The 21,456-nt window shown below is 34.6% G+C and carries 17 protein-coding genes and 4 pseudogenes; 6 read left to right on the forward strand and 15 right to left on the reverse strand.

Going from position 1 to position 21,456, the window contains the following annotated elements:
* Positions 1-262 precede the first annotated feature (262 nt).
* The 11 genes from ACH8JV_RS11735 to ACH8JV_RS11785 form a co-directional block, all read right to left on the reverse strand.
* Positions 263-685: a hypothetical protein gene (locus ACH8JV_RS11735; RefSeq protein ID WP_396521405.1), complete on the reverse strand. Its 423-nt coding sequence runs from the start codon at positions 683-685 to the stop codon at positions 263-265.
* Positions 686-828: 143 nt separating this feature from the next.
* On the reverse strand, positions 829-1,254 hold the full coding sequence (locus tag ACH8JV_RS11740; RefSeq protein ID WP_396521407.1) for a hypothetical protein: 426 nt from the start codon (positions 1,252-1,254) through the stop codon (positions 829-831).
* A 182-nt stretch (positions 1,255-1,436) separates the two neighbouring features.
* The gene (locus tag ACH8JV_RS11745; RefSeq protein ID WP_396521409.1) at positions 1,437-1,859 is read right to left on the reverse strand and encodes a hypothetical protein; all 423 of its coding nucleotides are present in this window, start codon (positions 1,857-1,859) and stop codon (positions 1,437-1,439) included.
* A 202-nt stretch (positions 1,860-2,061) separates the two neighbouring features.
* Positions 2,062-2,493 (reverse strand): hypothetical protein, encoded by a 432-nt coding sequence (locus ACH8JV_RS11750; RefSeq protein WP_396521411.1) that lies wholly within the window; start codon positions 2,491-2,493, stop codon positions 2,062-2,064.
* A 658-nt stretch (positions 2,494-3,151) separates the two neighbouring features.
* A complete protein-coding gene (locus ACH8JV_RS11755; RefSeq protein ID WP_396521413.1) occupies positions 3,152-4,666 on the reverse strand; it encodes a T6SS phospholipase effector Tle1-like catalytic domain-containing protein in 1,515 nt (504 codons plus the stop codon).
* 27 nt (positions 4,667-4,693) lie between these two features.
* Positions 4,694-5,209: a hypothetical protein gene (locus tag ACH8JV_RS11760; RefSeq protein ID WP_396521415.1), complete on the reverse strand. Its 516-nt coding sequence runs from the start codon at positions 5,207-5,209 to the stop codon at positions 4,694-4,696.
* Between the two features lie 23 nt (positions 5,210-5,232).
* Positions 5,233-5,748: a hypothetical protein gene (locus tag ACH8JV_RS11765; RefSeq protein ID WP_396521417.1), complete on the reverse strand. Its 516-nt coding sequence runs from the start codon at positions 5,746-5,748 to the stop codon at positions 5,233-5,235.
* A gap of 24 nt (positions 5,749-5,772) precedes the next feature.
* Positions 5,773-6,288, reverse strand: a complete 516-nt coding sequence (locus tag ACH8JV_RS11770; RefSeq protein ID WP_396521419.1) for a hypothetical protein — start codon at positions 6,286-6,288, stop codon at positions 5,773-5,775.
* 24 nt (positions 6,289-6,312) lie between these two features.
* The gene (locus ACH8JV_RS11775) at positions 6,313-6,780 is read right to left on the reverse strand and encodes a hypothetical protein (RefSeq protein WP_396521421.1); all 468 of its coding nucleotides are present in this window, start codon (positions 6,778-6,780) and stop codon (positions 6,313-6,315) included.
* A gap of 73 nt (positions 6,781-6,853) precedes the next feature.
* A complete protein-coding gene (locus ACH8JV_RS11780) occupies positions 6,854-7,756 on the reverse strand; it encodes a DUF4123 domain-containing protein (RefSeq protein WP_396521423.1) in 903 nt (300 codons plus the stop codon).
* Positions 7,757-7,758: 2 nt separating this feature from the next.
* Entirely contained in the window at positions 7,759-10,395 is a 2,637-nt protein-coding gene (locus ACH8JV_RS11785; RefSeq protein WP_396521425.1) for a type VI secretion system Vgr family protein, read from the reverse strand.
* A 313-nt stretch (positions 10,396-10,708) separates the two neighbouring features.
* Here ACH8JV_RS11785 and ACH8JV_RS11790 point away from each other — a divergent pair.
* The 3 genes and pseudogenes from ACH8JV_RS11790 to ACH8JV_RS11800 form a co-directional block, all read left to right on the forward strand.
* Positions 10,709-10,900 (forward strand): annotated as a pseudogene (locus tag ACH8JV_RS11790) (hypothetical protein); the annotation flags it as partial.
* A 57-nt stretch (positions 10,901-10,957) separates the two neighbouring features.
* Positions 10,958-11,029: pseudogene (locus ACH8JV_RS11795) on the forward strand (hypothetical protein); the annotation flags it as partial.
* Between the two features lie 649 nt (positions 11,030-11,678).
* Entirely contained in the window at positions 11,679-11,957 is a 279-nt protein-coding gene (locus ACH8JV_RS11800; RefSeq protein WP_396521427.1) for a hypothetical protein, read from the forward strand.
* A 139-nt stretch (positions 11,958-12,096) separates the two neighbouring features.
* On the opposite strand, the gene ACH8JV_RS11805 is transcribed toward ACH8JV_RS11800, so the two are convergent.
* The 3 genes from ACH8JV_RS11805 to ACH8JV_RS11815 form a co-directional block, all read right to left on the reverse strand.
* On the reverse strand, positions 12,097-13,047 hold the full coding sequence (locus tag ACH8JV_RS11805) for a hypothetical protein (RefSeq protein ID WP_396521429.1): 951 nt from the start codon (positions 13,045-13,047) through the stop codon (positions 12,097-12,099).
* Positions 13,048-13,273: 226 nt separating this feature from the next.
* Entirely contained in the window at positions 13,274-13,864 is a 591-nt protein-coding gene (locus ACH8JV_RS11810; protein ID WP_396521431.1) for a hypothetical protein, read from the reverse strand.
* Between the two features lie 391 nt (positions 13,865-14,255).
* Complete coding sequence (locus ACH8JV_RS11815) at positions 14,256-14,483, reverse strand: hypothetical protein (protein ID WP_396521433.1); 228 nt, start codon at positions 14,481-14,483, stop codon at positions 14,256-14,258.
* 218 nt (positions 14,484-14,701) lie between these two features.
* Between ACH8JV_RS11815 and ACH8JV_RS11820 the strand changes: the two are divergent.
* From ACH8JV_RS11820 to ACH8JV_RS11830, 3 genes and pseudogenes are all read left to right on the forward strand, one after another.
* Positions 14,702-14,806: pseudogene (locus ACH8JV_RS11820) on the forward strand (Fic family protein); the annotation flags it as partial.
* Positions 14,807-15,171: 365 nt separating this feature from the next.
* Entirely contained in the window at positions 15,172-20,214 is a 5,043-nt protein-coding gene (locus ACH8JV_RS11825; protein ID WP_396521435.1) for a RecQ family ATP-dependent DNA helicase, read from the forward strand.
* A 46-nt stretch (positions 20,215-20,260) separates the two neighbouring features.
* Positions 20,261-20,396: pseudogene (locus tag ACH8JV_RS11830) on the forward strand (IS5/IS1182 family transposase); the annotation flags it as partial.
* Positions 20,397-21,015: 619 nt separating this feature from the next.
* Here the strand turns inward: ACH8JV_RS11830 and ACH8JV_RS11835 are convergent.
* Complete coding sequence (locus ACH8JV_RS11835; protein ID WP_396521437.1) at positions 21,016-21,456, reverse strand: hypothetical protein; 441 nt, start codon at positions 21,454-21,456, stop codon at positions 21,016-21,018.

Raw genomic sequence — 21,456 nt, forward strand, 5'->3', positions numbered from 1 at the left:
ATGTAAATTAGATACATAAATTGCATAATCATTTTTCGCTTCGTTTTTATCACTGTATGTTCGAGCATTACTCCATAATCGAGCAGGATTTGACTACTTTTTGTATCTTCATCGTCTTCTTTATTATTACTAGTACCATCAAAAAACTGAGAGATTTACGACATCGCGACAAACTTGCTTACACGAAGGCTTATCATTCAAGACATCGTTATTTAAACTATTTATATGTTGTAATTGACTATTCAACATATTTCTCCACAACTTATTTAGCTTTTTTTAAGTCATGCATCCACTTCATCCCTTTTTCTGTTGCATCAGGCCAGTTATTAGAAGTAGTTATCTCAACCGTGTCATCAGGATAAAGGTGTACTGCTAAATATTTCTTTCCCTTCAACTGCTCTTTAGTAATAATCACCTGATTTTTAGCAGTATGTTTCTTTTTACTATTAGACTCTCCCCATGTAATAACTTGCTCTCCTACTTTAATTGAGTTAGTAAGAGTTGCATTCCCAAACCCACCTCCAATTTCAGAACCATTCATCTCCACCATATAACTATTATATGAAGGGTCATAATCAAAGGATGTCGTACTCATATAATAAGTTGCATTTGGACCAAGGCTAGCGCAACCAGCTACACTCAACATTAGACTTACTGGTAAGAACAATATTTTCTTTAAACTCATTTAATTAGACCTTACTTTACAATTCAATTATAAAATTTATAAAAATTATATTACTAAAATCGTATTCGCATAATTAATAACTCTTTGATATATGAGTATTTATATTAACTTAAGGTGAAATATTTGACTAATGTCTATTTTTCTCACTTCTTATCATTTCTCATTTTTTCTTGCCATTTAAGACCTTTCTCTGTTGGATCAGGCCAATTATTAGATGTAATTATCTCAACTGTATCATCAGGATATAAGTGAGCTGCTAAATATTTTTTTCCCTTCAACTGCTCTTTCGTAATAATCACCTGATTTTTGGCAGCATGTTTTTCACCTGTATTTGCATCTTTCCATGTAATAACTTGCTCTCCTACTTTAATTGAACTAGTAAGGGTTGCATTCCCAAATCCCCCTCCAATTACAGAACCGTTCATCTTCACCATATAGCTATTATATGAAGGATCATAATTAAAAGATGTTGTTGCCATATCATAAGTCGCATTTGGGCCAATACCTGCACAGCCTGCCATACTCAACATTAGACTTATTGGTAATAACAATATTTTCTTTAAACTCATTTTCACTAAACCTCACTCTATAATCCAATTATTAAATTTATAAAAACTTATGTTTCTTATAAATTTAATAACTTATAATAATTACCTTAACTACATTACTAAAATCATATTCATATAATAGCTATCTCTTTAATGTATGAATATTTACATTCAGTTTAGGTAAATTATCCAAATAATATCTATTATTCCTCACTTTTTATTTTTTCTCTCCACTTCACTCCCTTTTCTGTTGGATCAGGCCAATTGTTAGAAGTAGTTATCTCAACTGTATCATCAGGATAAATATGTACTGCTAAATATTTCTTTCCTTTTAACTGCTCTTTTGTAATAATCACTTGATTCTTTGCAGTATGTTTCTTTTTACTATTAGACTCTCCCCATGTAATAACTTGCTCTCCTAATTTAATTGGATTAGTAGATATTGCTTTACCAAATCCCCCACCAATTTCAGAGCCATTTACTTCCATCATATAATCTGTATACCGAGGATCATATTTAAAAGATGTTGTCGCCATATAATAAATCGCATTTGGGCCAATATCTGCACAACCAGCTGCACTCAACATTAAACTAACTGGAAACAGTAATATTTTATTTAAACTCATTTCACTAAACCTCACTCTATAACTCAATTATCAAATTTATAAAAACTTATGATTTTTATAAATTTAAGAACTTACAATAAGTTTATTTACTCACTAATTAAAAAGTGAAATATATACCACCTTACGAAAATAAGATTTATGAATTTTCTCATTATTTAATATTTGCATCCTATTTTAATTTTATATTCATAGTATAAGCCTCTTAATTTCTATGAATCTTCTTCCAGATTTCAGTTCGCCAATCTAATCCCTTTTGAATAGGTTCAGGCCAATCATTTGAAGTTGATATTTCAACCGTATCATCAGGATAAATATGTACTGCTAAATATTTTTTCCCTTTTAATTGTTCTTTTGTAAGAAGAACTTGATTCTTCGCTACATGCTTTCTTTTACTATTTGTCTCACCCCATGTAACTATCTGTGGCCCTATCTTTACACTAGAGGTATTTGTTCCACCTCCAAATCCACCACCTATTTCAGAACCATTCAACTCCACCATGTAACTTGTATAACTTGGATCGTAACTAAAAGATGTAGCCGCCATATTATAAGTCGAATTTGGACCAATACCTGCGCAACCAGCTGCACTCAACATTAGACTTACTGGTAATAACAATATTTTCTTTAAACTCATTTCACAAAACCTCATTCTATAATCCAATTATTAAATTTATAAAAACTCATGATTTTTATAAATTTAAGAACTTATAATTTAATACTAAATATTTAATAAAAATTACCTACTTCAGCCTTAGCTGACATATCAGTTTATTAATAAGAAAAATAGTATTTATATAGTTAAACCACTATATTTTCCAAAAATTATTTAGCTTTTTTTTAATTCATGCATCCACTTCATCCCTTTTTCTGTTGCATCAGGCCAGTTATTTGAAGTCGTTATTTCTACAGTATTATCAGGATAAATATGAGCTGCTAAATACTTTTAACTGTTCTTTTGTGATAGTCACTTGATTTTATCAGTATGTTTTTCACCCGTATTTGCATTTTCCATATAACTATTTGTTATCCAATCTTTATTGAAGATGTATTTATTCCGCCTGTTCCAATTTCATTATCATTATTATTTAAAACCCAGCTCTGCATTTTAAGTCAGAGTGTATTTAAACCAGATACAATACAATTGGACTTTTTATTTTTAAAGCTAAGGTATTTTAAATGCATCACTAAGATGCATTTAAAAAGTTATCTGTCTGTTGGGCTTGTTCATAAGCATCAATAAACTGAGTTTGCGGTATCTCCTGTTTAGGAACACTACAAATTGCTTTGTTACATTAAGTAGGTTTAGCAATTCCTCTAGGAATCAAGAAATTAGGTGCTTTCATATCAGTAAGAATAGCTTGGTAGTCACTTGCTTGTTTAATAAAGCCACCGACCGAGTCACATACATAGTTTTCAAAATAGTAAATCACTTCTTTTGGTAAAGTACTTTTTCGATCAGTACCTTTGACAACATCATATGGTCTTGCACCTTCGGGTACATATACATTGAGGGCCTGCCGAATATTTTCAAACAAACCATCATTCAACTTCGTTATGGCAGTAATTTTTTCTTTTCGACCGATTCGCTCTCTCGTTTTACGATGAATAAAACGAGCATATCCCCCTTCACGTATCCATTGATGATATAACGCTATTTGGCCCTGCATTTGCTGTTCAAAAGAGGTTCCCCCTTTGACATGTGCCATAAAATTATTTAAATCTTGCTGCCATTTGGAATCAAAAGCATAAAACTTTGTAAATGTTGCTTTACGTTGTTTCAAAGAACTTAGTTCATTAAGAGTAAAAAACTTTAATCCATAAGCACAGGCACGGTTATACATAACATGTAAAGTAATACGACATAACCCTAAATTACGTGCCTGTTCCATAGGCATATAACCGCCCCCAACATTAGAGTGCACACCTGGGTAAACCTTTTGGTCATGGACAAGCCCTTTTACAGTAGTTGCCGTAGGTTTACCTGTGGGTGTTAAAGGAAAAGACTGTCGCATTTCAAGGGACGCGACCAAGTGCATACTATGCTCTATATAGTCTTCTATACGTGTTCTATATGATTGAGGATTTTTATTTTGCCCAGCATTACCAATTGACTCTACTGTATCAAAAATACCTAAAAACTTTATTTTTATAGGTTTGCCCCGATAAAACAATTTTTTACTACTTCCCGCGCCTTGAGTAGTCACATTTGGTGCGTACTCTAACCAGTTCATAAAAATACGTGCTTCAGCGGCCCCTCGTGAAAACCCAAAAGCAGAAAGATTAATTTCGGTAATTCCTTTTTGTGTATAAATTTGATCGAGGTAAGCAATTAACTCAAAAATAGCTTTTTGTAAGCGCTGTTGTATGCCGTATGCAAAACCTGCACGAAATATGTTGACTATACCTGTGCCAGTTTCGCTATAACCTTTTTTACGCCACTCAGGATCGGTAATATCAATTTTTTTTCCATTTAAGCCCCGTGCAGCAGCACTAATTTTTGATGTGTCAACTTCTGAGTATTTATCAAACTCAAACTGTGTACCTATACCTTCATAATAAAATTTTTGTATTCCTTTTTCTGGTTCTTGTTTGTGTGCTTCAAAAAGGGCGACTACATTGGTCTGGTTTAAAGTTGCTGCATCAGCAGCTTTATTATTTCCGGTACCATCAAAAAAGAAACTAACCCAAACTGGAACACGACATGTCTTACATGGGCTTTCTGTAGCCTTACCATCTTTTGCTAAAACTTTGGCTGCTATGAGCATATCTCTCACAGAACGGGTTTCATTTTGTATTGCTTGAGTCATAGTCGTTGTCTTGATATTTTAAAAATTCTAATCAGGAAATTGAATACGGGCTGCTTCATTTTCAGGAATCGTTCTCCACATTGTTGGAGAGCTTAGAGTAACTTTCTTAGCCTTTTCACCTAGTGCTTTATCGAATAAATCTTTTCTAAAACTTGGCCAACGCATTGAAACTTCTATTACCCCCGTATTATTTGGGAAATAATGTAAAACCGCAAAAGAGCGAGGTGTATCTTTGAGGTTTTCTACAGGTACCTTTATATGGTACTGCTTGTAGCCATCCCCACGATCTGTATAAAAGCTTACATCAGCAGTATCACTGTTTACCAATAAATGAGCACAACAAGCTGTTCCTGAGCCTCCTACACTGCCTAATCGCTCTGCTCCATCAGCAATCGTACTTCCTTTACCATTGACCTGAATTTCACCAAGCCCCTCCGTACTATAGTTATAAACCATAAATGTTAAATCGACCGTTTCGGCCTGACAGGCAACCATGAGCGGCAATATGGCTGCGCACAGCATTAATTTAAAAATAGTCTTCATTATTTCATTCCACTTTGTCATATTTAATCTGGATACTCTATTCGGGCTGCTTCATTTTCAGGAATCGTACTCCACATTGTTGGAGAGCTTAGAGTAATTTTCTTAGCCTTTTCGCCTAATGCTTTATCAAATAAATCTTTTCTAAAACTTGGCCAACGCATCGTTACCTCTATTACCCCTGTATTATTTGGGAAATAATGTAAAACTGCATATGAACGCGGAGTATCTTTGAGGTTTTCTACAGGCACCTTTATATGGTACTGCTTGTAGCCATCACCCATATCTGTATAAAAGCTTACATCGGCAGTATCACTGTTTGCCAATAAATGAGCACAACAAGCTGTTCCTGAACCTCCTACACTACCCAACCGCTCTGCTGCTCCAGAACTTGTATTTCCTTGACCATTTACAGAAATATCTGCCATGCCATAGGTACTATAGTTATAAACCATAAATGTTAAATCGACCGTTTCGGCTTGACAGGCAACCATGAGTGGGAGTATGGCTGCACACAGTATTACTTTAAAAATATTCTTCATTCTTTCATTCTAATTTCGTCGTATTTAATCTGGATACTCTATTCGGGCTGCTTCATTTTCAGGAATCGTTCTCCACATTTCTGGAGAATCTAATACAATCTTTTTAGCCTTTTCACCTAATGCTTTATCAAATAAATCTTTACGTGGATTCGGCCAACGCATTGAAACCTCAATTACCCCTGTATTATTTGGGAAATAATGTAAAACTGCATATGAACGCGGAGTATCTTTGAGGTTTTCTACAGGCACCTTTATATGGTACTGCTTGTAGCCATCCCCCCGATCGGTATAAAAGCTTACATCAGCAGTATCACTGTTTGCCAATAAATGAGCACAACAAGCTGTTCCTGAGCCCCCTACACTGCCTAATCGCTCTGCTCCATCAGCAATCGTACTTCCTTTACCATTGACCTGAATTTCACCAAGCCCCTCCGTACTATAGTTATAAACCATAAACGTTAAATCGACCGTTTCAGCCTGACAGGCAACCATGAGTGGGAGTATGACTGCACACAGTATTACTTTAAAAATATTCTTCATTATTTCATTCTAATTTCGTCATATTTAATCTGGATACTCTATTCGGGCTGCTTCATTTTCAGGAATCGTACTCCACATTGTTGGAGAATCTAATTGAATATTTTTTGCTTTATTTCCAAGTGCTTTATCAAATAAATCCTTACGGAAACTTGGTCTACGCATTGAAACTTCTATTACCCCTGTATTATTTGGGAAATAATGTAAAACTGCATATGAACGTGGAGTATCTTTGAGGTTTTCTACAGGCACCTTTATATGGTACTGCTTGTAGCCCTCGCCCCGATCGGTATAAAAGCTTACATCGGCAGTATCACTGTTTGCCAATAAATGAACACAGCAAGCTGTTCCAGCTTCTCCAATACTACCTAATCGTTCTGCCGCATCCGCAATCGTACTTCCTTTACCATTAACCTGAATTTCTCCAAGTTCTTCCGTACTATAGTTATAAACCATAAACGTTAAATCGACCGTTTCGGCCTGACAGGCAACCATGAGCGGGAGTATGGCTGCACAACATAATATTCTTAGAGGGTTTATCAATATATTATCTCTGTAATAAGTATATTTAGACTTGAACTTCTTGATATTTTTTATACCAATCATCCAGCTCGTCTAAATCAATTTCATCTGTCGTTTTTTGAAAACTCATTGCTGTCATTTGAGTTTTGTTTAAAGCTTTTTTAAAAGGCCCTTCGGCAAGAAGGAATGCTCCAAATTTGTGATATAAAGTACTAAACAAAATTTCATCTTCAAAACTAATCAACTGTTGTTTTTTAGCCTCTTGAAGCAAGTTTATTGCTATTTCATAGAGCTGATAGAAAGGTAACTCTTTTAAATTTTCATCATATTCTTTTAATAGAGGCATTAATCGCATTGGTTTAAGATTAATATTAATCTCTTTAAATTCATCTTCTGAAAAACTTAATGTCGTAAGAACGGAACGATTAGTTGGAATATTATCTAAACGATGAAAAGTATTATCAATATTTTGCCAAATCCAATAGTTAATTTTAAATGATAAAATTTTTCTCCATTTCAATTCATTCAATGCACTTACCGTTGCATGAAAAGCAAAGTTGTCTTGAAACCGAAATAAAGCACTTTTTCCATTAGGTTGCTTAATTTCCATGAGTTCATCAAGATGTTGTTTGATTTGTTCAATTTCAAAATAAGAATTGAAGAAATTCAGCCCACCTTGATCTCTAATGTTTTTAATTAACTCAATATTCTTAATGCATTCTTCATGAGTAAAAGAATAAAGTAGTGCTCCATTTTCTTGTAGATTTTCAGAAAAATCTGAGTAGAGGTTTATTTTCTGCCCACCATCAAATGGAAAATCCTTACAAAAGGTATCCACACCTAAAAAAGAACTACTATCAATTAAAAAATAATAAAAGCTTTCATCAACCTCTTCTGTAGGTACAAATATATTTTCCAAAAAATCTGGCGATTGAGTGCAAATTTCCATGATTATCCCTCAAAACCAACGAAGGCTTCATGTGATTCACTCGCATTCTTCATACAACTCGCCGTTTTTTCTTTAAATGACCACGTTAGTTTTGGTAAGTCAGCCTTTGCACCACTCAAAAAGACATGCTGACCTGCTTTAACTTCAAATTTTCCAGAGGTGGTAATAAATACACCACTTCCATTAATTTTGATTTGGGATTCTTTAGCAGTTAAAGTAATTTCTTCTGGCGAAGTAAGTTCAATATTGGATTTAACAGACAAAATTTTAACAACCTCATTCGCAATCATTTCAATTGATTTTTCATGAGTTTGTATTTCTAACTTTCCTTTGGCACTAATAATTTGCATAAGGTCTTCATAAGAAAAAAGACTTAATTTCTTTTGACTTGCTAAAACCGTATTTTGATCACTCATCAAATTAATATTTTCTTTAGCTGAAATATGGGTATTTGACTGACTTTGAATAAGAATATTCTTAGATGAGTTTAAAGTAATATCTGCTGGACTCGTTAGAATAATAATCGCTTCTTTTAACGTTTGAACTTCAGCCTCTTTACCTGCTGCCTCTAAAGCCTCAATACTTTTTGTCAATGTCGCTAAAGCATCTAGTGCCATGACTTTATGTTCTTTTACATTATCTTCTAGAACTGTATTCCATTCTTTATGTGTTTTTAAATCAGCAATCGTCTGCTCTAGATTAAGCGCATCGTGAGCTGCATTTTTTTGTTTATATGTTGAAATCAGTAAACCGTCACCTGCGCGTACAGCTCCCCATTGATCAGTTCTGAGTTCAAAGCCTTCTCCCCGACCTTCACTTGTCGCGCTGTCTTTAGGATGACTTAAGTTACCTAAATTTAACTGACTTGCCCCATGACTACTGTGGAGTTGGGTACTAATTTGCCCAGTCGTATCATCAAAACGAAGTTGGTTAAATCCAGACCCGCCGACCTCTTTAGAGCGAATACCACTTAACTTTTTGGTATCGGGTAGCTGACCTTTAATATCAAATTTGGTGGGTGACCGTTGCCCTTCATGAATGCGTCCTGTAACAAATGGACGGTCAATATTTCCATCAAAAAAGTCTATTACAACGACCTCACCCACCCTTGGCAAAAAGCGGGCACCGTATCCTTCCCCTGCCCATGGCGTTAATACATCTACCCAAGCAGAATCTGTATCATTGTCATTACTTCCTGCACCTCCATCATGTTGATGATCATCGGTACGGGTGAATAAAAAACGAACTTTGATACGTCCCCATTCATCTACATGAATTTCTTCTCCATCTAAACCCACTACTTTGGCTCGTTGCACATGGGCCGAGGGACGATGTATTAATGGCTCAAACTCTGGAACAATATCGATATAACGACGAACAACTACTAACTCATTGGCTTGTCGTTCTTGCGCTCGATCATGACTGACTTGCCAATGGCTCAAACTTAATAGTTGCTCAACTTGATCACGTATATCTTTAGGCAGATTATTCTGGTTATAAAACCGCTTACTTAAAATCAAAAACTCTTTATCGGAAATTTCATGATTTCTTTCAAGTTCAGGATGTTCATTTAACTGAAACCAATAGCCAACTTGAGCATCCCGTACACTACTTTGAGCAATAAAATATTTTGCCTGTAAAGTTTGATATTGACTTAATTGTTTATTTAATTTTTCAATCTGACTGTTACTTGAAGTAGTTGCCTGATCTTCTCCATTTAAGTCCGTAATCCAAGCAGGTGTAATGGTCCATGCCTGTTCAAGACTTAAACTTTCATTATCACGTTGTGAACTATGCTGATGTGCACTTAAAACACTGCCACTTGCATCTTCTTGACTTAAATTATCCGCTTGCCAACGTTGAAGATGGATTGCCGTGGATTGTAACTGTCTTTTTGCAATAAAACTGGTAATACTGTCATTTTGTTCAGTTGCATGACTTCTATGATAACGAATAGCCCGACGCTCTAAGACTTTATACTCATGATTATGATCAATAAGACGTAACTTCTGAGGCTCAATAGTCTGGCTATTGCTTAAGACCATAGCCTCTGATTCATCAATTAACCAGTTGATGCCCTCTTCTCGCATAAGACGGGTTAAATATGCATAATCACTTTCATTTGACTGCATAGAAAAAGGGCGAACATCATAATTCTTCGTTAAGCCACTGCTATCTATTTGTAAACTAGCGGCAAATAAGGGGCTTTTGTTTTGCCATTCTTTAAAAATAATCTCAATTATTTCTACCGCACTTTTGTTCATAAACACTCGACTATTACGTCGTTTGTGCCATAAACTGGTCGCATCTTGCATAGTCAATTTATATAAGCAAAGAGCGCCATCGCTTTGTCCTTGACTCGCCCCTGTAATAATTCCTGTCGTTCTAAATAATTTACCCGAATCTGTTACTTGTTCTACTGCAACCTGACAACCAATAAATTGTTTTAAAGAAATATAAGGATTTGTTGATAAGCAAATAAGCTCCGCAGATAGACCTTCATTAATTGCATGAAAACCATCAATACGTTGTAAAAAAACCTGACTATTTATTTCGGGATTAGCAAAATAAATATGTAGTGCCCGTTTTTGTGAGGCAAAACCAATTTTATCTAAGAAATCAAATATATTATTTAACATTGTTATTTTAACCACGACTTAACTTTTCTATTTTAACAAACAGATACAAAACCATCAAACAAAAAAACATGCATGTTTTTAATAAATTTAAATAAAATCAATTAAATAAATATAATAATATTTTTGTATTAAAAAGTTATCTTAAATGAATTGTTTCACTTAATTGAATAATTATTCCGCAATATTTTTATTATTAATTAAAAATAAAATATTATTAAACTTTTACTTAATAACATTCATGCATTTCTAAAACATAAATGATTCTATCGTCAAATCAATTCAGTCTATAAAACCGCTCCGACCATGATGAAGCCGTGACTTTTACTCAAAATGCGTAGCCGCTGGTCATAGTCGCGCAACCCACCTGTGTATTTATCACCGTTTAGAACGCCAATATTCCCCAAAACTCATACATAAGTTTAAAAAGTTAACTCTGCAAAGCTCAGAAGTACCCCGTGATTTGGTAAAAATCATGCTACATACCGTGCAATGGTGTCCGTCATAAAGTTACGGGTTGATTAATGCAAATCGACAATTTTTTAATTTCTTCTCTAATAAGTTAAAAACAAATGGTATGTCTCGGAAAGATTGGGACCAGCACCGTGTATTTATTAATTACCGCTATACATTTTAAGAGGAAGCTAAACTTTTAGTTTAACTTTATTATATTTATTAATTCACTGATTTAAATCGATAAAATTTTGAGTTTAATTAAAATATAAATTTATATTTTAATTTTTTATAATATTTTATTTAAATTGAATTGACCTGATAGAAACTTATGATTATTATGGTCTCGCTGGCCTACATTGCCAGTCGGTTTTGACAGACCGAGTATACAGCGTATCAGGTTCATACTTCCTGAGTATGATACTTGTGCGCAACCTGCACCTCCCCCTTACCGTTGCGGTAGGACGGGAGGGGGACGCGTTCGCGCGTGCTGGTCTGTATACCCAGTCTGTCAACCCCTTCTCGTTCTACCACCCAAATCAATTGACGGTGATTTTTGGTGGTAGGACTCCATAAATTTTAAGGAGTTGACCATGCCACTATATAAACTTATCCCCTTATCCTCCATCAAATTTTATTTATTTAAAATTTAGGCTTTCTCTCACCTAAAACATTTTAAATTTATAAATAATTTTATTTTAAAATTTTAATCATTTTATTTTCCTGTATTACACAGGCGGATTAACTATTCTATTTAAAAATGATTTTAATATTTTAAATATAAGCGGCTTATTTTTTATTAATAACTTATTGAAAATTATCACGAGAATAATATGAAACTTTATAAACCTATTTTGGTTTTAGGCCTTTTTATAGGCGATTATAGTGTTTCTGGTTGTGACATACACACTCAACAGGATTTTGAAAAAATTTGCCTGTCGGGTGGGCATACCCAAGCCAGTTGCGAGTGTATATATCAACGGCTGGAACAAGTATATTCGTCTAAGCTGATGCAACGGTTAGAACATGTCAGTTTGCAAAGTCCTGCTCTCCCACAGGACTTTGCCCCTACTTTTTTTAGTGTGGTGCGGCGGTGCGATAAAACAACATGAGCTAAGCTTTTGGCTTAGCTCCCTTATCTCTGTGTCGCAATGGTGGATGACTTTAAATCAGCGCAAAAAATTAAAGTTCTGTTGTGGCACGGGGGCCTTGGGGGGAAGCTAACTGATTAATAATGACTGAGATATAGTTTTACTTATCGGCCTTATAAGTACGCTCTACAGTAATATAGTCATTGGGAATAACTAACTGCCTTTCAATCTCTTTGACCCTGTAAGAAACTAAAGTGTTTTTACCAATTCCTTGAAAAGGAACTTCCATACCCCTAAAAATAAAAATTTGGTCTTGGCTTAGTTTTTTAGTGGTCAATTTTGGTAATTCAATTAGATTGGCATAAGGTTCTTTGATGTATAAATTCGCTTTTTCTATTCTTACACCAGTTTTTTGCATTGTGTAATGTAAAAAAATTTTGCCAACATCTCCAATCAAGAACATGAAGATTAGTGGAGTAAGAATAAGAAATAGAGCTGATTGTATAGAGTTTTTAATCCATATTTCTAATTGCTTTAACTTTGTTTCTGCAAAAGTTTTTAGATTTTCACTTGCTTTAGGATCATCAATAATATCTCTTAAATTTTCAAACTTTAAACGATATTTTTTGACTCTCTTCTGATTAACGTAAAAAGCATAATAAAATAAAGAAATTAGACTTATTGTAATACCCATATAGGCATTAATTTTCCAATCTAATAAAAATAAAACACGAATAATATATAGAAGATAAATAGATACTCCCAATGTGATAATACTAATCTTTGGAAAAGGAAGTTTTTGCCCAATTCTTACATGAGATGGCAAATATTTATCAACTACACTTAAGATGAACCAAGTTACTGGCATTAAAGAGATACCAAAGAAAAATAGCATCATGCAGAACGCAGTATAGACAATAGAAAATGCTGCAAAAATCAGTAAAAAAATGAGCGTATCACCAAAGCTAATTTCCGAAGGGATGTAGCTAATTGTTAAAAGATAAGCAACTAAGCACAACACCCCTATTGCAACTATCGCTTTAGTCATTGTCAGCGCAACTTCATGCCACTGCCCCAGATTACTTAAAAATCTTGTTATTAAGTCATTCATTTGTCTAACCAAATCTTATGAATTATTTAAGAATCGATGATTACCTTGTTCATAAACCGCTCCCCAGCGGAGTAATCATCGTTTGAAATTTCCCCAAATTTCAGAATTTGTCCCAACATACTGTTCAGTAATGTCAAAAAATTTAGATATAAAATACCAAGATTACTTGCCACAATATTCTCTAGATATAGAAACCCGCATATGCGGGCTCTTAAATTTAAATACTTTAATAATTTTCAGAACTGCCAGTATCTGACGTTGTATCTTCAGTAGCTAATTCCTCAACAGCTACCTCCTCTTTTTGATGTTTACTAGCTGATCTTGTTTCATTTTCTAAGGTTTCTCCCGCTGCCGCATCAGCAGCCGCTGCCGCTGTTATTTGTTCAGTTGTATTCGCATCAATTGCTATATCTTCACTTGTTTGCACTGGGAACTTAGCTAAATAGTCTTTATGGCAATATAACTTAACCAAACTATCAAAATAGTAATTATCAGGCCCATCAAAGATAACTTGTTTTTCTGATTTAACTATAAATCTGGAGAAACCCGAATAAGCCCCCCATGAGTTTTTGGCATTTACCTCACCACAATTTTTAATAACATTTCTAAATTTCGCAGAATCACCATCTTTAAGATAATAGCGAACAGCATCCTCAAATTTTTTAAGTTCAGCTTGTTCTTTTAATTTTCTCTCTTGTTCTTGTTTGATCTTAAGTGCCTGTTCTTGAGCTTGCTTTTCTTTAGCAATATCTTCTGCCGACTTACCACAACCAACTAATATCAAGGAAAATAAAAATATTCCTATTATTTTTTTCACAATTTAACTCCTCTTTATTAGAAGCTAGACTATAACGAGATTACAAAACTTTACGCAAGTAAGACTTTATAAAAAATAGATAAAATTCTAATTCTGCTATCTTTATTATCGATTAATTACTTCTCTTTCTGAATTATTCAAACTTAATAAAGTGAAAACTTACATTCGTCCTTACACATCAGATTCAAGTTAGTTACATAGCTGAAATGACATTTAATTTCAGTCATATTAGAACTAAGTTTTTGAAAATATTATTTTTATATTTAATAAAATTTAAGGTCAATTGATTAACCTTATTGTATTGAAATTTCAGTATTATTGTCTCCTTAGTCGCTTCTTTTAAAACTAACTGATTATTGGTGATACTTATAATTCTTAAGGATTGCTCTACCTACTTCTGTTCATTACATAACTCAATTTGATTTTGCTTATTAATTTTAAATTTCGATTTTTCAATACTATCTATAAAACCCATTTCAAAAGCACATTGCACAGGATATAAAATGGCTGTATTTCCTGAAAAATCAATTAAGTTGGTAATTCCATTATTAAGCGGATGCATTACCCATATACCTTGTAAACCTTTGAGAGTGTAGCCAAAGCTATTAGCACTAAACATTGACATACTAACTAAAAGAAATGAAGTAAGTTTTTTTTAATAAAGTTAATTTAATATTGATATGACCTGATTTAATCATTTTTTCCTAGGGATTTGAAATATTACAAGATGTTTATATGATCTTTATTTCATTAGTTTTTTAAAGTGCTGCCCTATTCTAACTTCGATAGATCTGTTTTTAAAAATAATAGTTTTTGATTTAGCTCTATTTTTTATACGTCGAAAATCACTTAGCCTACTATGAAGCATTAAATCAATGGATGGCTTATGACAAAACTGATACCTTTATTCAGCTAGTTTCTGAAGCTGTATTAGGAATTTAATAAGTATGAGCGGTGTTTTGATCTCTACAATAGCATTTGGAATCAGTTGCAAAATAAATTTAATAAATACATCTGAACAATTTGTACTTGACTGAAATACATCATAGTAATTTTTTGATCTTGGTGGATTAGCCTTCAACAGGAATATCCGGAGAAGTTGGTTTTTCTGTGCTTTCTTAAAATACTAATCTTCTAAGGTTTACTATCTACTAACAAATAATAAAACGACACCAATTAAAATCCTTATAAAAAGTATAAAACAAATCTATAAAACAATAATTAAAATAACTTACCCCTCCTCATGAACATTTTCCACTTAAATGCTTTAAAATCCTAATTAATAATTATAGACTTAGATTTAACAGATGTTAAATACACCCAAAGAAATTAGCATAGATCAAGCATCTGAATTGTTTTATCAGCAAATGGTATGGTTTGATCTTGAAATTGATCCAGTAAGTAACCAATTTCAGATAGGAGGCTTACTGGGGATAATTGAGGATGAGTATTATACGGTCAAATTCAACGAACCTGCTTTAAAAAGCATTGTTAATATTCTGCATAATGCGAAATATGTTGGTGGGCATAACATTTTACAATTTGATTTACCTTGGCTAGCTGTTTTCACAGGTGCGCATGCAATTCTAGATTCTATTAAGTCAAACAAAACTATTGATACGCTTATTTTGTCTAGCTTGATACTCCCTCATCGCCCTTCACATGCTCTTCTTAAAATTTACAAGACAAAAAATATTACTACAAATGATCCTTGTTATGATGCATTAGAAAGCTACCAAATTTATTTAGATCTTTGTAAATACTGGGGAAAGTTCACTCATCCACAAATAGTAAAGTGGATTCAGCAGAAAAATCCTCAATGGGGTTTTTTACCAAATCCAACAGCAACTAAATCATACTCACCATATCTAACATTAATAAAAAATGGAGATGTCACTAAACTATTTGAATATATAGACAGAATTTTAGATGATAAAGAAAAAGAATGGGTAGGTGCAATCGCATTTGCACATTGGCTTTTACATCTAGATGAACCTAGCTGTCGTCGTCCCGCATGGCTCCTAGACATTTCTGAATATGGCGCGGGTTTTATTAAAGCCGAGAAAATCTTTTGGGGAAACCAACAATTCCAAGCCATTGATTTTAATTTAGAAAGCCAAGATATCTTTGGCTACTCACTACGTGAGGGCCAAGAAAAAATTATTCAAACACTGGCCCAAGGTAAAAGTGTACCTGTAGGCTTACTCCCAACAGGCGGTGGCAAAAGTTTAACTTTTCAACTACCTGCATTTGTGTTAAGTCGATATCGTCGTGAATTAACGGTGGTGATCTCACCACTGAAAGCCTTAATGGAAGACCAAGTCCTTGGCTTACAACAGCTTCAGCCATGGGGTTCACGAGCAGCATGCTTAATTTCAGGCCAAAATACTGGAGAACAACGGCGTATTTTAGAAGAGATTTGGCAAGGCAATATTGATTTACTTTATGTCAGTCCAGAACGTCTACGAACCCATAGTATTCAAGCCTTATTACAACGTCGCCGCCCTGCACTTTGGGTAGTCGATGAAGCGCATACCTTTAGCCAATGGGGTACGGATTTTCGTCCTGATTTTATGCGTATTGGACAATCTATTGCCAAATGTTACGCATATGCTGAAGAAGGGACACGTCCTCAATTAATGTTAGTTACCGCTACAGCTTCTCAACGGGTCTTACAAGAAATCGAAAAAGAGGTGATAAAACCCTTGCAAACGCTATTACAGGTTCCAATGCAAACCGTCATGATGGAACCAACCCAAAATGTATGGCGTGACGAAATTGAAATTGATATCCGTGAAGTACCACGAGATGACCGTCTAGTTGAAATTGTTAAAATCTTAAAGCAAGTCTTTCCACAACGTACTGCAGGAGAAAGCGTCAGTGTTGAAGACTTAGACCTATCGCATCCTGTGGTGCTGATTTATGTTAGAAATCGGGATAAAACTGAAGAGTTTGCCGAAGACCTCGCCCATCAAGGTTTTCTCACAGCAGCCTATCACTCACGCTTAACAGGCACACAAAAAAAAGAGGTCTTAGAGCGATTTAAACAGCACCAACTTGATGTCGTCATTTGCACCAATGCCTTTGGTATGGGCATTGACCGTGCTATGATCCATACCGTGATTCACTATAGTCCACCCAATAATTTAGAATCGTATTTACAAGAAATTGGCCGTGCTGCACGTAAAAAAGGCGAACAAGGTCAGGCGATTTTATTTTGGAGTAAACAAGATTTAGAAAGCTTAGTTCGTAAAAATATTGCCAGTGAATTAGGGGGACACAAAGTCTTGGCCGATTGTTGGCAACATGTCATTTTACCAACCTTAAAGCGTCCGCCTGAAGAACGTTGGTTCACCTCACAAGAACTACAGCCTTACTTATCCTTTGAAGATGATGCGTTATTAACCCAAATTCGGGTTTTATTATTAGCGCTCGAACGCTATGGGGTATTGGTTGAAAAAGATCAACTGCCCGCCTTATTAAGCCTACAACTGTTAGATCCCCCTCAAGTACATAGCACACGTGCAGCTGATCTTTACCGACGCCTTGCCCCCTTGTTAGTCAATCAAACTCAACAAGTGCAATTGTATTTGCCAGAAATTTCTGTCGCTTTGGGGATGAATGTACGTCAATTGCTCAATGGCGTCCGTCATTTGGTTAAACTCGGCTGTGCCCACTGGAGTTGTGAAGTACGCATTCGCTTTACTCACCGTTATACCTATACCCAACGTAAAATACGCGAAAAGTATCAAGCACTCGAGGCAATTTCAGAATGTTGGGATAATTATCCACCCGAGGATGTCACTCGTATTGATTTACGACAACTCGACACATGGTTTAGTCAGCGTAGCTATCGTGTCAAAGCCCGTGAAATCTTTTATATCTTTAAAGTCTTTAAGTTAGTTAATCTCAAAGAAAATAAATACAGCTTAAGAGTGGAATCACGCGACAATACACATTCTTGGCAAGATTGGTTAAAACATGCTCGTCAGCTGCTCGATCAGTTGCAACAGAGTTTTGATCTATTACAACAGCGCCTGCCTGACGATGTGAGCACCAGTCACCAACTGAATGTAGATGAATTTCTTGAACAGTATGATATAGAGGTTGAAACATTTTTAGAGCATCTAGAGATGATGCAACGTTTTGCTTGGCTGAACGTGAGCCGCTTGGATGATGAAACCCAAAAAATCTTCTTTATTGATTTGGCCGAAGGTCAAAAACATGCAGGACGTCTACACTCCAATGTTGCCTACCGTTATTTAGAACAACACTATCAAGATCGCAATCGCCGCTTACACCTCATGAATGCATGGTTACAACAACTGCCAGCTCAACGTAAAGCAATGTTAAATGATTACTTTAATCTAGAAATTCAAGAGGTCTGCCAACGTTATTTAGAGGATCCCGATCAGGCAAAACAAGCCCATTTGGTCAATTATGAAGTACTCATTTTTCCAGATTATTTAAATGACATACAACGCAAAATTATCGCCGATGATGAACGACGTGCCATGCTCGTCCTGGCTGGCCCTGGATCGGGCAAAACCACTATCATTGTACATCGTGTGGCCAATTTGGTCATGCTACGCAATATTGATCCTGAGAAAATCTTAGTTTTAGCTTATAACCGTCAAGCAGTGTTTGAAATTCGTCAGCGTTTGACCAATTTAATTGGCTTAGATTATGCCTTTCGTATTCATATTTTCACCTTTCATGGTTTAGCACGACATTTAACTAATATTCATGAAAATCAAGCACCCGCACATAAAGATCTCGACTATAAATATCAATGGCTCTTAGAACAGGCTGTTGCCGATCTTAAAGATACTCCACAATATTTCCAATATATTTTGGTCGATGAATTTCAAGATATTGACGATGTACAATACCAATTAATTTCTCATTTAGCGGGGATGCAGCGTGCTGAAGATGATGAAGATGAAATTAGCCAACGAGGCTTTTTAGTAGCTGTTGGTGATGATGACCAAAACCTTTACGGTTTTAGAGGAGCCAATATTAAACATATCCAAAACTTCAAGAATGATTACGAGATCTCCGAAGAAGATGTCTTTTATCTGCTAAACAATTATCGTAGCCCCAAAGATATCATTTCTTTGGCCAATCAATATATTCAACACAGTTTACCTCAAACCCAGCGTCTAAAAAGTCCCGAACACTCCATTCGTGCCAACAATCCATCGATTGGCAATATCCGCTTTGGATACTATCAACAACAGCATGGTTTAGATTCGATTCAATGGCTGGTCAAGGATCTTAAACTTCGTTTTACAGAACAACAGAAAAATGCCTCTCCAGGCCAAACAGCATGTTGGTCAAATTTTGCGATTTTAGCCCGTCAATGGAGTGAGCTCTTAGTCGTACAACATGCCTTGACTGAAGCGGGCATTCTTTTTCAATTGTTAAACAAAAATGATAGCTTAGATTTAGCAGAAAGCTTTTTCGCTAAACATTTATTTGCTGCACTTGAAGCACGTCCTGCTTTGGAAATTATTGAGGGTAATGCTGTTGCCTATGTAGACCAATGGTTAAAAGAGCAAGAATGGAATAGGCAAGATCTAAGCTGTCATATACTCAAACAACGTGTTGCAGGTTATCAGAATTTAAGCTGTCAACAAATGCTCGATTTACTCCGTGTGGCAACTGAACAAAATCGAACTGATCGGGTGATTTTAAGCACTTATCATTCCGCCAAGGGCTGTGAATATGAACATGTGTATATCTACGACCAATGGCGAAGCCAAGGTCAAGATGATCCTGAAAGTCAAATTCGTGCAATGTATGTTGCTCTAACCCGTCCTAAACAAAGCTTAACCCTGATCCAGCCGGTTGATCATCGTTGGAAACACCAATATGATATCCATATACGCTCTCATCTCGATCAGATGGACATAGCACCGCTACAATTTAAAGCTGCACCAGTCATTCAAGAAATTAGTTATTTTGAACAATTTGGTTTAGCCGATATGTATCTTTCCTATCCTGCAATTGTTCAAGATAAAGGGCGAAAACATATTCTTGATATTGCGCAAGATCAGCACTTCTCTTTACCTAATCAAGTCAGTTTACGTATTAAACTGAAATATGATCAAACATTTGAACGCCTTGAGTTAGTCACACAAAATGGTGTAATTGGTGCTTTTTCCAATAGTACATCAGAACGTCTTTATCGTATGAAAGAACAAGTGAGTGAAGTGACCTGCGTAGGCATGCAGATTATTAATTATTACCAAGCAGATAAAAAGTTCTATAAAAATGCGAATTATCACGGTAAAGAAGAAAGTCACTATGTATTCATTCCAATGTTGAAAATTCGGCGTATGCTTTAACTACACATAATCTATTCAACATGAGGATGACTAAAATGGTCATCCTCAAATCAGACATTTAGTTGAGAATACATTGCTAGATTAAAATATTTCATAAAATTGCTACTCGTTACGACAAGCTAAAGCCGAGCTACGAAAATCCAGTTACTTTAGCCTGTATCTTTAGTTGGTTACCCTTATGAAATGTCAACAGCCCCTAATATATAAAGTTTGATTTTTCACTCTTTTTTAAGATTGATAATTATTTTTAAAGCAAGTAATAATGCAATGGCGCCTAACAAATTTAAAAACTAACACATTATTTTTATTGTAAAAATACAATTTCATGGGATACAAAATAGGATACTGATTAATAATTGTTACCCTATCTATGTCTTACTTACATTGAATCGACAATACAAACTTCCAGCTATTTTTTCCACTAAAAACTCTTTCTTCGAATTCATTCCAATATACGTTTTTGCTCAGACTCATTTATTGAATAATATTCTTCAATTTATTTCAAAGTAAAATGATACTTATCATCAAGGGTATACTGCTTTAGCACATCCAACCACTCCATCTTTAACAATCATCTCCTTAGACTCCTTGAAATGGAACAAATCCGATCAATTGATGTGTAAAGGATATAAAACAAAAAAGCTCTTCACTTAAAGGAATGAAGAGCTTCATATATTTACAATATAGAACTGAAAAGTATATTAAGAGGAGTGATCTTTGATCTCTATGGACGTTTTAGAAATACTAAAACTGACACTTTTCAAAAAGATAAAAGAATATTTAGTTAAGTAAAAAATTTCTTTATAAATTGTGGCATTTATTTGTAAAGCCCTGATCATCCTTTTGATCCTCTTGAAGGTAGACAGTTTTATCTTTAATACAAAATCCAAAGGTTTGTAAGACTGTTCCTTCTTTTGTCACTATTAAATAATAGGCATGATTATCTAAAATATTTTTCTTTTTATAATCCTCAATTAAGATTTTTTTAAAACCTTCATAATTTTGATATTTAAGAATATTTTTATAAGTTAAACCATCTTTCTCAAATTCTTCCAAACTGTTAATTTGGTAAGCTAACATAACTACTTCTTTATCTTTAAAATTAAATAGTAGATTTCTTGATTCAATTAATCCTGTTAATTGAGGCTTATTTTTAAAAATAGCGCAACCAGAACTGAGTGAAATTAATACAGACAGAGTAATTAACTTAATACAATTTTTAAAATTAATATTTTTCAACAT

The sequence above is a fragment of the Acinetobacter sp. ABJ_C5_2 genome (assembly GCF_044538485.1).
GTDB classification, from domain to species: Bacteria; Pseudomonadota; Gammaproteobacteria; order Pseudomonadales; family Moraxellaceae; genus Acinetobacter; species Acinetobacter nosocomialis_A.